This is a genomic window from Variovorax humicola (assembly GCF_037889915.1).
Lineage (GTDB): Bacteria > Pseudomonadota > Gammaproteobacteria > Burkholderiales > Burkholderiaceae_C > Variovorax > Variovorax humicola.
In genome coordinates this window covers 1-14,624 of sequence record NZ_JBBKZV010000009.1, presented here as the reverse complement: position 1 = coordinate 14,624, position 14,624 = coordinate 1, and the positions used below count along the sequence as shown (strand labels likewise).

Annotated in this window: 13 protein-coding genes and 3 pseudogenes; 10 read left to right on the top strand and 6 right to left on the bottom strand. The window is 63.6% G+C overall.

Going from position 1 to position 14,624, the window contains the following annotated elements:
• Position 1: 1 nt before the first annotated feature.
• The 6 genes from WKW80_RS16330 (at position 2) to WKW80_RS16305 (ending at position 5,374) form a co-directional block, all read left to right on the top strand.
• Positions 2-472 (top strand): aromatic-ring-hydroxylating dioxygenase subunit beta, encoded by a 471-nt coding sequence (locus WKW80_RS16330; RefSeq protein WP_340364624.1) that lies wholly within the window; start codon positions 2-4, stop codon positions 470-472.
• Positions 473-480: 8 nt separating this feature from the next.
• A complete protein-coding gene (locus WKW80_RS16325) occupies positions 481-798 on the top strand; it encodes a non-heme iron oxygenase ferredoxin subunit (protein WP_340364623.1) in 318 nt (105 codons plus the stop codon).
• A 106-nt stretch (positions 799-904) separates the two neighbouring features.
• Positions 905-2,263, top strand: coding sequence for an MFS transporter (locus WKW80_RS16320; protein WP_340364622.1), 1,359 nt, complete (start codon positions 905-907; stop codon positions 2,261-2,263).
• Positions 2,260-3,477: an NAD(P)/FAD-dependent oxidoreductase gene (locus WKW80_RS16315; protein WP_340364621.1), complete on the top strand. Its 1,218-nt coding sequence runs from the start codon at positions 2,260-2,262 to the stop codon at positions 3,475-3,477. The genes WKW80_RS16320 and WKW80_RS16315 overlap by 4 nt, the downstream gene beginning before the upstream one ends.
• A gap of 36 nt (positions 3,478-3,513) precedes the next feature.
• Positions 3,514-4,221 carry a fumarylacetoacetate hydrolase family protein gene (locus tag WKW80_RS16310; RefSeq protein WP_340364620.1) on the top strand — a complete coding sequence of 236 codons (708 nt, stop codon included), beginning with the start codon at positions 3,514-3,516 and terminating at the stop codon, positions 4,219-4,221.
• A 16-nt stretch (positions 4,222-4,237) separates the two neighbouring features.
• Positions 4,238-5,374, top strand: a complete 1,137-nt coding sequence (locus tag WKW80_RS16305; protein ID WP_340364619.1) for a cupin domain-containing protein — start codon at positions 4,238-4,240, stop codon at positions 5,372-5,374.
• Positions 5,375-5,460: 86 nt separating this feature from the next.
• Here WKW80_RS16305 and WKW80_RS16300 read toward each other — a convergent pair whose 3' ends face one another.
• The 6 genes and pseudogenes from WKW80_RS16300 to WKW80_RS16275 form a co-directional block, all read right to left on the bottom strand.
• On the bottom strand, positions 5,461-5,805 hold the full coding sequence (locus tag WKW80_RS16300; protein ID WP_340364618.1) for a copper-binding protein: 345 nt from the start codon (positions 5,803-5,805) through the stop codon (positions 5,461-5,463).
• 21 nt (positions 5,806-5,826) lie between these two features.
• A pseudogene (locus WKW80_RS16295) lies at positions 5,827-6,275 on the bottom strand (DUF411 domain-containing protein).
• A gap of 12 nt (positions 6,276-6,287) precedes the next feature.
• Complete coding sequence (locus tag WKW80_RS16290; protein WP_340364617.1) at positions 6,288-9,485, bottom strand: efflux RND transporter permease subunit; 3,198 nt, start codon at positions 9,483-9,485, stop codon at positions 6,288-6,290.
• Positions 9,482-10,999, bottom strand: a complete 1,518-nt coding sequence (locus WKW80_RS16285) for an efflux RND transporter periplasmic adaptor subunit (protein WP_340364616.1) — start codon at positions 10,997-10,999, stop codon at positions 9,482-9,484. Before WKW80_RS16285 ends, WKW80_RS16290 begins: the two co-directional genes overlap by 4 nt.
• Positions 10,996-12,288 (bottom strand): TolC family protein, encoded by a 1,293-nt coding sequence (locus WKW80_RS16280; protein WP_340364615.1) that lies wholly within the window; start codon positions 12,286-12,288, stop codon positions 10,996-10,998. The genes WKW80_RS16285 and WKW80_RS16280 overlap by 4 nt, the downstream gene beginning before the upstream one ends.
• 16 nt (positions 12,289-12,304) lie before the next feature.
• Positions 12,305-12,661, bottom strand: a complete 357-nt coding sequence (locus WKW80_RS16275; protein ID WP_340364614.1) for a hypothetical protein — start codon at positions 12,659-12,661, stop codon at positions 12,305-12,307.
• A gap of 25 nt (positions 12,662-12,686) precedes the next feature.
• Between WKW80_RS16275 and WKW80_RS16270 the strand changes: the two genes are divergently transcribed.
• The 4 genes and pseudogenes from WKW80_RS16270 to WKW80_RS16255 form a co-directional block, all read left to right on the top strand.
• Complete coding sequence (locus WKW80_RS16270) at positions 12,687-13,268, top strand: cation:proton antiporter (RefSeq protein WP_340364613.1); 582 nt, start codon at positions 12,687-12,689, stop codon at positions 13,266-13,268.
• A 147-nt stretch (positions 13,269-13,415) separates the two neighbouring features.
• The gene (locus WKW80_RS16265) at positions 13,416-13,667 is read left to right on the top strand and encodes a hypothetical protein (protein WP_340364612.1); all 252 of its coding nucleotides are present in this window, start codon (positions 13,416-13,418) and stop codon (positions 13,665-13,667) included.
• 498 nt (positions 13,668-14,165) lie between these two features.
• Positions 14,166-14,320, top strand: a pseudogene (locus WKW80_RS16260) (ROK family protein); the annotation flags it as partial.
• Between the two features lie 82 nt (positions 14,321-14,402).
• Positions 14,403-14,624, top strand: a pseudogene (locus WKW80_RS16255) (NADP-dependent glyceraldehyde-3-phosphate dehydrogenase); the annotation flags it as partial.

Genomic DNA, 14,624 nt, shown 5'->3' with positions numbered 1-14,624 from the left:
CATGGACTTCCAGGACCACTTCGAACTGGGGCAACTCTATGCAAACTACGCCAGCGCCTTGAGCGCCGGTGATTGGGATGCATGGCCGGAGTTCTTCACTGACGAATGCAGCTACCGCCTGCAGCCGCGCGAGAATTTCGAGCGCGGATTTCCGTTGGCCACGCTCTCGTTCGAAAGCAAGGGCATGCTCAAGGACCGCGTCTACGGCATTCGTGAAACCCTGTTCCACGACCCGTACTACCAGCGGCACGTCGTCGGCGCACCGGTGGTGAAGAAGGCCGAGGCCGATCGCTTCGAATGCGAAGCCAACTACGCGGTGTTTCGCACCAAGCTCTCGGAGCTGTCGTCGGTGTTCAACGTCGGCCGCTATATCGATGTCGTCGTGCGTACCGAAGCCGGCCTCAAGTTCTCTTCGCGTCAAGTCATCTATGACAGCGAAATGATCCCCAACTCCATCATCTATCCGCTTTGAGGCCCGCCATGACCGTATTGAATTGGACTGACGCCGCACCCGTCGATGATGTGCCAACCGACGACGTCATCGGCATGGTCATCGACGGGAAAGATCTTGCCCTTTACAGCGTGGAAGGGGAGATCTTCGCCACCGACAACATCTGCACGCACGGCCATGCGCGCCTGTGCGAGGGCTTTCTCGATGGACATGAAATCGAGTGCCCTTTGCACCAGGGAAAGTTCGATGTACGCAACGGCAAGCCCACTTGCGCGCCGGTGACCGAAGCGATTCGGTCCTACCCGGTCCGGATCGAAGGCGGCCGCGTCTTCCTCGCGCTGGACTGATCCGCTCTCGCCAATGCCACGCCCCTCGGCCGAGCCGGGGTGCCGCCGCCGCATGCCCGACAGGCTGCGTTCGGGCATAGAAATTCAACCATCCAGGAGACAAGAAATGCGGCAGATAGACGTTCATGCGCTAGCCGACAAGGCGCGCTTCAATCGCTTCCACGGCCTCGTGCTGCTCTGGTGTGCGCTCATCATCGTTTTCGACGGCTACGACCTCGCCGTCGTCGGCATTGCCTTGCCCTCGATCATGCAGAGCATGAACGTCGGCCCCGCGAATGCGGGCCTGATGGTGAGTTCGGCGTTGTTCGGCATGATGTTCGGCAACATCATCCTCGGGACCATCGCCGACCGGATCGGGCGCCGGTGGGCCGTCGCGATCTGCGTTGCCATGTTCAGCATCTTCACCGCTGCCGCCGGCCTCACGAATGACCCGGTGATGTTCAGCATCTTCCGCTTCATCGCCGGCGTCGGCATCGGCGGGGTCATGCCCAACGTCGTTGCGCAGATGACCGAATACTCGCCGCTGCGCATCCGAAGCATGATGGTCACAGTCATGTTCAGCGGCTATTCCGTCGGCGGGATGCTCGCGGCGCTGGTTGGCAAGGGGATGATCGAGCACTACGGCTGGCCATCGGTCTTCCTCGTGGCCGGCTTGCCCGTCGTCCTGGTACCGTTCATCTTCCGGTCGTTTCCCGAGTCGATGCCCTTTCTCGTCCGAAAGGGGCGATTCGACGAATTGCGCAACACCGCGGCGAGGCTCGATCCGAGTTACAAACCCCAAGCCAGCGACCGCTTCGAGCTCCCGCAAGAAGACAGGGCGGACAGTGCGCCCATCAAGCACCTGTTCCAGGACGGCCGCGGGTTCAGCACCGTCATGTTCTGGATGTCGTTCCTGATGTGCCTGTTCATGGTGTACGCCCTCAGTTCATGGCTCACGAAGCTGATGGCGAGTGCAGGCTACAGCCTGGGGTCGGCATTGACGTTCGTGCTGGTGTTGAACTTCGGCGCCATGGTCGGTGCGATTGGTGGCGGATGGCTGGCAGACCGGTTCCATATCAAGCATGTGCTGGTGACCATGTATCTGCTGGCGGCCGTCTCGATCACGTTGCTGGGGTATCCGCTTTCCACGCCTGTCTTGTTCCTGATGGTAGGACTTGCCGGCGCGTCGACCATCGGCACCCAGATCGTCAACCTGGCCTACGTCGGACAGTTCTATCCGATGGCCGTGCGCAGTACGGGCATCGGTTGGGCGCTCGGCGTCGGAAGAATCGGCGCGCTGGCGGCGCCGATCGTGATCGGTACGCTGGTCGGCATGGCGCTTCCCTTGCAGCAGAATTTCATGGCGATCTCGATCCCTGCAGTGCTGGCGGCTGTTGCGACCTTGCTCATCCACCACGGTCGTTCGGCCTCCTCGCGCCACGAGGACGTCAGCGCAACGATCCCTGACGCGGTGCCAGCCAGATGAACGCCGAAACCATCGTCATCGTCGGTGCCGGCCAGGCCGGTGGGTGGGCGGCGCAGACGCTGCGCAGCGAGGGCTTCAGGGGCAGCATCATCCTGGTTGGCAGCGAGCCGCATCGCCCCTACGAGCGCCCGCCGTTGTCCAAGGCCGTGTTGTCGGGAGACGCCCATGCGGACACCACGTCGCTCGTGAAGCCCGAGGCCTTCGACCTCCTGAATATCGACTGGCGCCCGAACGTGAGTGCAACAGCCATCGATAGATCGGCGAAGCAGCTCCTTCTGATGCACGGCGCACCCGTCCACTACGACAAGCTGATCCTTTGCAGCGGAGGCCGCGCGAGACGGCTGAACATCCCAGGTGCCGATCTGCCGGGCGTTCACACGCTGCGCAGCATCGAGGATGCGGCGGCGCTTGGCGCGGCATTGCGCCCCGGAAGGCGCTTGCTGGTCGTGGGTGGCGGCTGGATCGGACTCGAGGTGGCAGCCACCGCGAGAAAGAAGGGGATGGACGTGACCGTCGTGGAAGCGATGGGGCGCCTGTGCGAGCGCACCGTACCGCCCGGCATGTCCGACTATTTGCTTGACCTGCATACCTCGCACGGTGTCGACGTCGTGCTCGGTGCGGGCGTCAACCAGTTGGCGCGCAACGCGCAGGATGGGCTGACGGCAACGCTCGGCGATGGACGCGAAATCGATTGCGATGCAGTCCTCGTCGGTGTCGGCCTTGTCGCCAACGATGAGCTTGCGCGCGAAGCGGGGCTGGAATGCGATGGTGGCGTGCTGGTCGACGCGCAGTGCCGCTCATCGGATCCCGACATTCTTGCGGCGGGCGACGTCGCTGCATGGCACTGCGAATGGGCCGGTCGTCGCATGCGTCTCGAGTCGTGGCAAAACGCGCAGGAGCAAGGTATCGCTGCCGCCAGGACTGCGCTCGGCATCGCGGTGAACCATCAGCCATTGCCGTGGTTCTGGTCGGATCAATACGACGTCAATCTCCAGATCTTCGGCATGCCGGCGCTCTCGCACCAGATGGTGGTGCGCGGCGACAGGAATTCCAAGAGCTTCGTGATGTTCTTCCTCGATGAGGGCAAGGTGGTCGCGGCGTTGGGGCCCAACGCTGCCAAAGACCTGCGATTCGCGCGGCGGCTGATCGAGCGGCGCACCAGCGTCGATCCGGACCGATTGGCGGATACCGCCGTACCGCTTGCCAAGTTCTGATTTTCTCAACCAACAAACCTTCACTCAAGGAACACCATGACCACGACCCAATATCTCTGGGCTCCACCTCCCGTTCAGTCGCTTCCAGTGCGCGGCAAGTCTGAGCGCCTGCCGATCAATCGCCTGTTCTTCGTGGGGCGCAACTACCATGCGCATGCGGTCGAGATGGGCAAGCCCGTCGACAAGAATATCGAGCGCCCGTTCTACTTCACGAAGGCGCCGCAGACACTGGTCGAGTCGGGTGCGACCGTCGCGTATCCGCCCGAGACCAAGAACTATCACCATGAGATGGAACTCGTGCTGGTGATCGGCGAAGCAGGATTTCGCGTACCGCAGGAGGAGGCACACAAGCTGATCTACGGCTATGCCTGCGGCCTCGACATGACGCGCCGTGACCTGCAACTCGTAGCGCGTGACAAGGGACGCCCGTGGGACTTGGGCAAGGACGTGGAGGAGTCATCGGTGATCTCGGAAGTCGTGCCCATGCAAGGCCAGGTGCTCGAGAAGGGCGATCTCGTCATGACGGTGAATGGGCAGCCGCGCCAGAAGTCCGACCTCGACAAGCTCATCTGGAACATTCGCGAGATCATTGCGGATCTCTCGCTTTTCTATCATCTGCAACCTGGCGACCTGATTTTTACCGGCACGCCGGAAGGGGTTGGCCCGCTGCAACCGGGCGACCTCATCGAAGGCAGTGTCGCGGGCGTGGGCGAGATCACGCTCGAGATCGGTCCTGCCGAGTAAAGCACAGGAGAACACCATGACCGTCGATACCGTGCCTTCCCCCGTGCGCCTGAAGGCGGTTGCCGCCAAGGGGCAGCCCGACCCCAGCCCTGCGCTGGAACAGCTCTATCGTGGTTTCGAGCGCGAGCTGCTGGTCCCGCTCTGGACCGAGATCGGCGACTTGATGCCGCAGAGCCCGCGCAGCAAGGCAATGCCCCACCTTTGGCGGTGGGACCGGCTCGTGGAACTGGCGGGCGAGGCGGGCCGAATCGTGCCCGTGGGCCGCGGCGGCGAGCGGCGAGCCATCGCCCTGGCCAATCCCGGGCTGGGTGGCAAGCCCTTCGCGACGCCCACGCTGTGGGCGGCCATCCAGTACCTCATGCCAGGCGAGAACGCGCCGGAGCATCGACACACCCAGCACGCCTTCCGCTTTGTGGTCGAAGGCGAGGGCGTGTGGACCGTGGTGAATGGCGATCCGGTGCGCATGTCGCGCGGCGATTTCCTGCCGCAAGCCGGCTGGAACTGGCATGCCCATCACAACGCGGCCAGCGCACCGATGGCATGGATCGATGGACTGGACATCCCGTTCTCGTATTACACGGAGTCGCAGTTCTTCGAGTTCGGACGCGAGCGCATTGGCACAACCGAGATGACCACGCCGGAGATCTCGCGCTCCGAGCGCCTGTGGGGCCACCCTGGCTTGCGTCCGCTGTCGCAACCTGACGCGCCGTCAGCCACGCCGTTGCTGGCCTATCGCTGGGTCGATACCGACCGGGCGCTCGCCGACCAGTTGGCACTGGAAGAGGAGGGCCATGCCGCGACGCTGAGTCCGGGACATGCGGCCGTGCGATTCACGAACCCCAGCAACGGGCGCGACGTGCTGCCGACCATCCGCACCGAGATGCACCGGATCCGGCGCGGCGCCAGCACGGTGACGCAACGCGAGGTCGGTTCATCGGTCTACCAGGTGTTCGAAGGGACCGGCAGCGTGACCGTGGGCGACAAGCAATGGGCGGTCCGGCGCGGCGACATGTTTGTCGTACCCTCGTGGACGCCATTCACGGCACAGTGCGATGCAACCGGCGATGCAACGCTCGACCTTTTCCGATTCAGCGATGCGCCCATCTTCGAAGCGTTGCATGCGCATCGTGCGCACTCGGGTGATTTGGCGTAGGACGCCTGCCATGGCCGCTTCTGCAGTGCAGATGTCGAGAGCCGGGACATTGCCGCTGTGACCGCGGCAGGTCCGCCGGCTCCACGTTAGCGCGCTGGCTCGATGTGCGTCACGGTCGGCTTGCCCTTGACTATCTCGGCATTGAACCGGCCCTTGCCCCCTTGTTTGAACTCGTCAACCATTGCCTGGTCGGGGACGCTGAACGCCATGGTCATCGCTGGCATGCCGATGTTCGGCAAGTCTCCATGCTTGAGCACGAACTCACCGCGCTCCCTGTCGACCTTCATCACTTCGGCTTCCGTCAGGGGCATGGAAGCGGCAGCGGACGCTGCAGGTTTTATCGGCATAGGCAAGGAGCCAGTGGACGTCTGGGCGTGCGCAACGCCGAACGTCAGCAGAGGTGCGGCCACGACTACATACAGAAAGTTCATTGGGAGTTCCTCCTTCCGGGGTTATTTTGGATAGCTGGCGAAGACCGTTTCCTGGCCTTTGCGGTCGACAAGGAGCACCTTGTACGGGTCCTTTCGGTCTCCGTACTCCATGCCCGGCGAACCCACTGGCATGCCGGGTACGGCAAGTCCAACGGCCCGCGGATTGGCGGCCAACAAGCGCTTGACCCCGCAGCGGGCACGTGGCCTTCAAGTACATAGCCGTCGACCACACCGGTGTGGCAACCTGCCAGCCGCTCCGGCATGCCGTAGCGCTTTCGCACGGACGCGGTGTCTTCCGTCTCCGTCACGTCGACGCCGAATCCTGCTGCCTTCAAATGCTCAACCCACGCCGTACAACATCCGCAACTGGGATTCTTGTAGACGTGGACCTTTGAGGCTGCGGATCGCGCAGGGAGCGCTTGCAGCAGCGGAAATGCTGCGATAGCACTGAAGATTGACCGTCTGTTCATGCGTGTTGCCTTTCAGGGGTTTGATGTTGGCTTGAGCGGGCGATGCGGAACAGCAGCTCTCGCCGGAGCAACGGGGCTCTCAGGACTCGGGTTGCACCGGCGCCGATGCACCAGGTACCAGGCCGCTGGAATGACGAGCATGCTCAGCAAGGGAGCCGTCACCATGCCACCCACCATGGGAGCAGCTATGCGGGTCATGACTTCCGAGCCGGTTCCGCTACCCCACATGATGGGAAGCAAGCCTGCCATGACAACGGCAACTGTCATCGCCTTGGGCCGAACACGCTGAACCGCACCCTCCCGAATGGCGGCGAGAAGCGTCTCTTCGTTCATGGGTTCGCCCGCATCCACTCGCCGCGCAAGAGAGTTCTTCAGGTAGACCAGCATCACCACGCCAAACTCGGCAGCCACACCGGCCAGCGCGATAAAACCGACGGCCGTGGCCACCGAGATGGAATGCCCGAGCATCCAGACGAGCCAAAAGCCGCCGATGAGCGAAAACGGAACTGCGGCCATCACCAGTGCTGCGTCACCGATCGACCTGAACAGGAGGTACAGCAGGATGAAGATGATGGCCAGCGTGACAGGTATGACGAGCTTCAAGCGCTCAGCCGCGCGCTCCATGTACTCGAACTGCCCGGACCAGGACACGGCGTAGCCGGCAGGCATGGGTACTGCCTTGGCCACCTCCCTCTGCATGTCGTCCACGACAGATCGAATGTCGCGACCGCGAACGTCCACGTAGACCCAGCCCGAGAGCCGCGCGTTCTCGCTGCGGAGCATGGGAGGGCCTTCTTCGATGCTGACCTTGGCCACATCCTGAAGGAGCAGTTGCGCCCCCTTGTCTGTCACGAATGGCAGCTCGCGCAGGCGCTGCAGCGAGTCACGGATCTCACGCGGGTAGCGCACGTTGATGGGATAGCGCTCCCGGCCCTGAATGACCTCTCCGACGTTGTCACCACCGATGGCTGTAGACACGATGGCCTGGACGTCGGCCACCGAAAGGCCATATCGAGCTGCCGTGAGCCTGTCCACGTCGACGTCGATGTATCGGCCGCCAGTCAGCCGCTCTGCGAGCGCCGATGGGACGCCGGGAACCTTCCTGACTACGCCCTCGATCTGCGTTGTCAGCTTGTCGATGGTCGCCAGATCCGCGCCTGCGACCTTGATGCCGACGGGAGTCTTGATGCCTGTGGCCAGCATGTCGATGCGATTGCGGATAGGGGGCACCCAAACATTGGTCAACCCCGGTACCTTCACCGTGCGGTCGAGTTCTTCGATGAGCCTGTCAGGCGTCATGCCAACGCGCCATTTCTCGCGCGGCTTGAACTGAATGGTCGTCTCGAACATCTCCAGTGGCGCGGGATCTGTCGCTGTATCGGCACGTCCGGCCTTTCCGAAAACAGTGGCGACCTCAGGTACTGTCTTGATGAGGCGGTCCGTCTGTTGCAAGAGCTCCGATGCCTTGGACACGGAGAGCCCCGGGAGCGCCGACGGCATGTACAGAAGGTCCCCTTCGTCAAGCGCAGGCATGAACTCCCCGCCCAGGCGCAGTACGGGGATAGTCGTGAGCGCGAGGAGCGTCGCCGCGACGACCAGCGTGGTCTTCGGGAACCTGAGTACGGCTTCCAATGCGGGCCGGTACGCTGCCATCAGGAAACGGTTCACCGGGTTCGCAGCTTCATGAGCGATGCGACCGCGGACGAGGTAGCCCGTCAACACCGGCACAAGCGTCACCGACAGGCCTGCCGCTGCGGCCATCGCATAGGTCTTGGTAAAAGCAAGGGGCGAGAAGAGTCGCCCCTCCTGCGCCTCGAGCGCGAACACCGGCACGAACGACAGCGCGATGACGACCAGGGAGAAGAAGAGAGCCGGACCGACCTCGATGGATGCGCTGCTGACCAATTGCCACCGCTGCGCAGGTGAGGGAGGTCGGCCGTGCTTCGCCTCGAACGCCTCAAGATGCTTGTGGACGTTCTCGACCATCACGATGGCGCCGTCCACCATGGCGCCGACGCTGATGGCGATTCCGCCGAGCGACATGATGTTGGCATTCACCCCCTGCCAATGCATGACGATGAAGGCGACAAGAATTCCAATCGGAAGCGCCACCACCGCTACGAGGGCGGAACGCAGGTGGAAAAGGAAGATGGCGCAGACCAGCGCCACCACCGCGAACTCCTCAAAGAGTTTGTATTGGAGGTGCTCGACCGCACGGTTGATGAGCAGCGAACGGTCATAGGTCGGCACGATCTCGACGCCAGCCGGCAAACCCGGTTTGAGTGCTTCGAGCTTGGCCTTGACGGCCTCTATGGTGGTGCGCGCGTTCTTGCCGGAGCGCATGACCACGACTCCGCCGGTTACTTCTCCTTCGCCGTCCAACTCAGCAAGGCCACGGCGCATTTCGGGGCCGATCTGCACCGTCGCCACGTCACGCAGCAGCACCGGCGTACCGCCGAAGACCGCGAGCGGAATCGTGCGGAAGTCATCCAGGGATTTGAGATAGCCGCGTGAGCGCACCATGTACTCGGCCTCCGCGAGCTCGACGACCGAGCCGCCGGATGCCTGGTTCGCTTTCCGCAGGGCCACCACAACAGTCGCTTGGGCAATGCCCAGGGCGCGCATTCGGCCCGGGTCGAGCACCACCTGGTATTGACGCACCATGCCGCCGATGCTGGCGACCTCGGCAACGTCGGGAATCGTCTTCAACTCGAACTTCAGGAACCAGTCGTTGAGGGCACGCAATTGCCCGATATCCTGCTTGCCGGTTCGGTCGATCAGCGCGTATTCATAGATCCAGCCGACACCGGTTGCATCGGGGCCCAGCGACGCGTTGGCGCCCGCAGGCAGCTTGCTCTGAACCTGATTGAGGTATTCGACCACGCGCGAGCGCGCCCAATAGGGGTCGGTCGTGTCGTCAAAAAGCACGTAGACAAACGAATCCCCGAAGAACGAGTAGCCGCGAACCGTCTTGGCGCCAGGGACGCTTAGCATCGTTGTTGTCAGCGGGTAGGTAACCAGGTCTTCGACGACCTGTGGAGCCTTGCCGGGGAAGGGCGTTCGAATGATCACCTGCACGTCCGACAGGTCCGGCAAGGCGTCCAGGCTGGTCTTCGACACCGACCACAGGCCTGCCGCGACGAGGAGGACGGTCGTCAGAAGCACGAGGAATCGGTTTCCAACCGACCAGCGAATCAGCGCCGCAATCATTGCTTCGTTCCAGACGGCAGGCGCTGCACCGAGAGCAGTTGGTAGCCCAAGGGGCCCCCTTCCTTGAATTCGAAGCGAACCGTGTCGCCGACTTTGATGTCGGGAAAAGCCCTTGCCTCTGCTTTCCCGAAGCCCATGGTCATCTGGGGCCAATTCAGCGAAGCAATCGGTCCATGGGAGATGGTGATTCCGTCCGTCTCGACGCTCTCCACCTTGCCTTCGCCAACGTACGTCATGGTCGCCCGGCCGGCCGGCGAGGCGGGTACAACCGCAGGCGCAGCGGCGGATGCGGGCGTTCCCCCCAATGCGGAGCGCAGCCGGGCCTCCGAATCGATGAGGAACTGCCCACTCGCGACGACCTGTTCGCCTTCCTTCAGTCCCTGGACGACCTCTATGTCGTCGCCGAGGTCCAGGCCGAGCGAGACGTCGCGCGGCTCGAACGCGCCGGTGTCATTGCGGACGATGGCCACCGCGCGCCTGCCGGTGCGAATCACTGCCTCGGCGGGTATGACAAGCCGGGTGCTTGTCGGTCCTGTCACTTGCAGGCGCAACAGCATCCCGGGCGTGAGATTGCCTTCCTTGTTGTCGACCTCGAAGCGTGCCTTGAGCGTGCGTGTGTTCGAGCTCACCTCTGGCAGTATTTCCTTGAGTTCGCCCTCAAAGGTCTGGGAGGCATCGGCCTGCAGCACCGCCTTGACCTTTTGGCCGCGAGTCAAACGCACGGCTTGGGCTTCAGGAACCTCAGCGACAGCCCAGACTTTTTCAAGCCCCGCGATGCGAAACAAGGTCATGCCGGGCGTGACCGCAACGCCCTCGCGCACGCCGAGTTCAGCGACCACCCCGCTGGCCGGTGCGCTCAGCGTGAAGCGCGCCTGCGCAGTGGCGGTCTCCTCGCTCAGACGAATGAGCTCGGCCGGAATCGACATGGCGCGCATGCGCTCGCGCGCTGCTGTCACGAGGTCCGTCGCGACCCCGGCTCGCTTGAGCGCAAGGAATTCGTTCTGAGGCCCGAGCCAGTCCGGCGCGAAGATGGTCGCCAAAGCCTGGCCCTTGCGCACACGTTCCATCGGCGCGCGGACGGCCAACCGCTCGACGTAGCCGGCGACCCGACTCTGCACGGCCACGTTCAATCTCTCGTCGAACTGGACTGCACCGATGGCATCGAACGAGGTGGACGCTTCCGCACGGCGCGCCGTCGCGTAGCGGATGCCCAAGTTCTGCTGCACCGTGGGGCTCACCTTGACACCGGACGAGCCTGGGTCGCTGTCGGCGTAGACCGGCACAAGCTGCATATCCATGAAAGGCGACTTGCCCGGCTTGTCGAAGCGTGGGCCCGGGACCATGGGGTCGTGCCAGTAGAGGACCTTGCGCCCTTCGGGCGACGATGTACCACTACCCGCGCTTGTTTGGGTCGTCATGCCGTCGTCGCCGGTGTGGCGTCCCGCCAGGAAGCTGCCGCCAGCGAGAACAGCGCTGCCGACAACGAGAAGCGCGGTGAGATGAGTGCGTTTCATTGGCCATCTCCTTGCGCAGAAGGTTTGAACGCAAGCTGTACTCGAGCCTTTGAGAGGTCACGCTGAAGTGTGAGCAGCTTTCGTTGCGCATCCACCTCGGCGTGCCTCGCCTCGAAGACGGACAACAGCGTGCCCTGATTCGAGCGATACGCCGCGGTCGCCGCGACAGTTCGCTGCACCGCGGGAGTGACGACGCTCGCGCGATACCGCTCGATTCGTTCGAGCAACCGTTGTGCGTCGCTGCCAAGCGTTCGGTATTCGGCGATTGCTGCGCGCGTAGCCTCGGCAAGCTCCGCCTCGGATTTGTCGGCCAAGGCGAGCCTTGCGGCGGTTTCTCGGTCTTGGCGCTCGGACGGTGCCACCTGGAGCGGGATGCTCACGCCGAAAGTCGCCATGTCCGAATAGTTGACGCGTTGCCCGTACGAAATCTCCCAGGTCCAGTTCGGCTTGCGCTCGGATGCTGCGACAGCGGCCGCTCGTGTGGCCACATCCACATCGGACTGTTTTGCCAGCACAGTTGGATGGGCTGCGACGTAGGCCTGCTCCGTTGGCAGAGGAATCGCGGCGACAGGCGCCAATTCATCGGCAGCGGTGCCCACCCATCGCTCGAGCGTCACCTGGGCCGCACTTTGCAGTTGACGCAATTCGGCCGACTCGTCTTCCGCCAAACCACGCGCGCCTGTGAGGGCAAGCGCCTCCTGGCTGCTACCCATGGACGAAGCCACGCGTCCGCGCGCCGCCTCGTATTCTTCATGCGCGTGATGCTCCATGAGCGTCGCAAGCTTGAGTGCCTCGCCGACGTAGTACGCGTCGAGGTAGGCAAGCGCTGTGTTCAGGCGGATTTCGGCGAGCGAACTGCGGGCCTGGATGCCCTCGCGCTCGACCACGGCCTCGGCCGACGCGCGGCGAGCGGCTCGCTTCTCGCTCGACAGCCATTCCTGGCTGATGCCGATGCGTTTCATCGTCATCGCATCGCGCGTGGTGCTGTAGCGGTCGGGTCCCGTCACGGGCAAGTTGTCTACGCCGGCCCGCAGCATTGGGTCGGGTAGCTGGCCCGCCGCGCGGGCGAGCTCGGACGCGCTCGTCACGCCAGCGCGAGCGGCGCGAGCGGACTCGGAGCGCTTGACGGCAAGGTCCAGCGCCGTCTCAAGGGTAAGGGGGGCCGCGTCCACCAGGTGGGGGAGCAGTGCGATTGCCAAGGTGGCAACACGCAGGTAGTGGGATTGCATGAAAACTCCGAAGACAAACGGGACGTCAGCTGGCGAGCGGACGAGCCGCGCCAGCGCCATTCAGTCGACGGAGATTTCAGACTCGCAGTCTGAGCGTGGAGAGGAAAACGGGGTCGGGGGGAGGTCGAAGCTCCGGCGCTGCGGCGACCGGGAACGCGACGGCAAGCTGTGCCTCAAGGAGAAGCGGCACGACGAGTATTTGCACGATGGCCGGGAACGAGGGAGTCACCACTTTCACCGGCTCGAACGACAGCGACATGTCGGCGGCGAATTGGTGGCAGAGCACGGGTTGCGCTGCATCCATCCCTTCGCAGGGCTGCCCTGCGGCCATCATCTCCGCCATTGCCGCCACGTCGCTTGCACCCGGGCAGACGTAGCTTGCCAACGCCAGCTGCGAAAACAGCAGCGAGATGACCACGGCGAACGAGGTCATGAAGCGATGGACATGGTGGTGGAGCATGACTTTCGAGAGTGTAGCGGCGTGGACACGCTCGCAGCAGGCCTCCCCAAAGGTCCTGACTGCCCTCTTGATCGGAGTGTTCGCCAGCGCGACCGAATGGCTGCACCTGCATGCGGTGTTCGGGGCATTCCTGTTCGGCATCGCCGTGCCGCGCGACGATCGACTGCTGCATGCGCTGGCCGAGCGCATCGAACCGCTATCGGTCGTGGTGCTGATGCCAGTCTTCTTCGCCATGGCCGGCCTGGGAACCACTGCGGGAGCATTCGGCAACGCTGGTTTGGGCATGCTTGGCCTGATCCTGCTGGCAGCAAGCGTCGGAGAAATCGTTGGCGGAGCAGCGGGTGCGCGCATCTGCGGCTATGGCTGGCCGGAAAGCCTTGCCACCGGCGCGCTGATGAACTCGCGAGGGTTGATGGAACTCATCGTCATCAAGGTGGGCCTGGATGCGGGCCTGATCGGTGCGGATCTGTTCACCATGCTCATGGTCATGGCTTTGGTCACAACTGCAGCAACCGGGCCGCTGCTCTCCCTGGTCGCATGGCGCAGACCCGCAGCAATGGACCGAAACATCGCTTCCTGAACGCGCACGCCGTCTTCCGTCGCAGACGAGGCGCTGAACATCCAGCCGGCGCGCGACACCGAGCGTGCGCCGTCGCACCGTGCTCGCGGCCCCTTCACGACGACGCTGCCAAACAGGCTGCAGTATTGAACGCCGCGGTAGTCCTTGATGGCGCGATTCAAGCGGCACGCTTCGCAATGGCGCTGGCTGGCTAAACAGCATCTCGATCTGGCGCGTGACGATCTGGGCCTGCATCCGCGCGAGGAGCGCCTTGGCATCGGCCAAACCTGGCCCCAGGGTGTCGATGCTCGGCTGCGCAAGGGAAGCGTTTCCATGCTGCAGGACATCCTGCCCGGTGTCCGCTGCTCGCTTTTTTTTGCTCTTGGGCGTTCCTGCCCAAGGCGGTTCTTCCCCGAGTGAGGGGTCACACGGAGCGTCGGCGAAGGCAGCGTTGCCGAGCTGGGGTGGGCCTCTCCTCGGTGAGTCGACTAGGGAGAACCATTAATAAATCCAGTTGATTTATTAATAGAGGCGCTCGATAATACCCTTGTCGCAAAGGCGACACCTCAAGGATCAGCCGTCGGCCCGCCGACCGCCAGCACATGGAGACGACACACTTGCTGAAGAACATCGACTCGCTCCTGAGCCCCGAACTGCTCAAGGTGCCAGGTGAAATGGGACATCGCGACGAGATCTCTTGGCCGATGTCAATTTCCCGCCCGAATCGTTCGGCCGCGGCAAGCCGATCCGGCGCCTGTCCGGTGTGGACATGCGCGAGGCCTGCGCCGCGGTCCTGTTCGCATTCCCGCTCGATGCAGCCGTGATCCAGCCGGTCGCGTTCATGCAGGTGAGCGGCACCCCTGAGGGCTATCGCTCGGTCCTGCAACCCGACGTCATCGGCCTGCCGGTCGAGTCGTCAGGGACACCGCAGCCGCCTGCGTGGCCGAACTGTTGGCCGGGCGCGGACGCAGCATCCGAAGCTTCCTGTACGTCTTCATCGATACCTTCATCGGTGGGGGGCCGTGATCGACAGCCACCTGCTCCCCGGACCCATCGGCAACGCCGGGGCGCTGCTGCCGCGGCACCCGCACTTTGCCCCCGATCGCGACCTGTTTCTCAAGCTCGATCGCTGATCCCCAACTTCACGGAGACCCCATGACCACAGACCGCGGCGAACATCTCGCGCAGCACTTCCCGACACCCGAAGACATCCCGGCCGAGCATCGCCTGGCTGAACAGGTACACCAGCGGCACTCGCTGATTCGCGGCGACCTGATCGAATGGAACGGCCCCTGCAAGACGGTGCTGTCGCCGGTCTGCACGCGCGATCCGGCCACGGGCGATGTGAAGCAGGTCGAGATCGGCAGCTACCCGGTG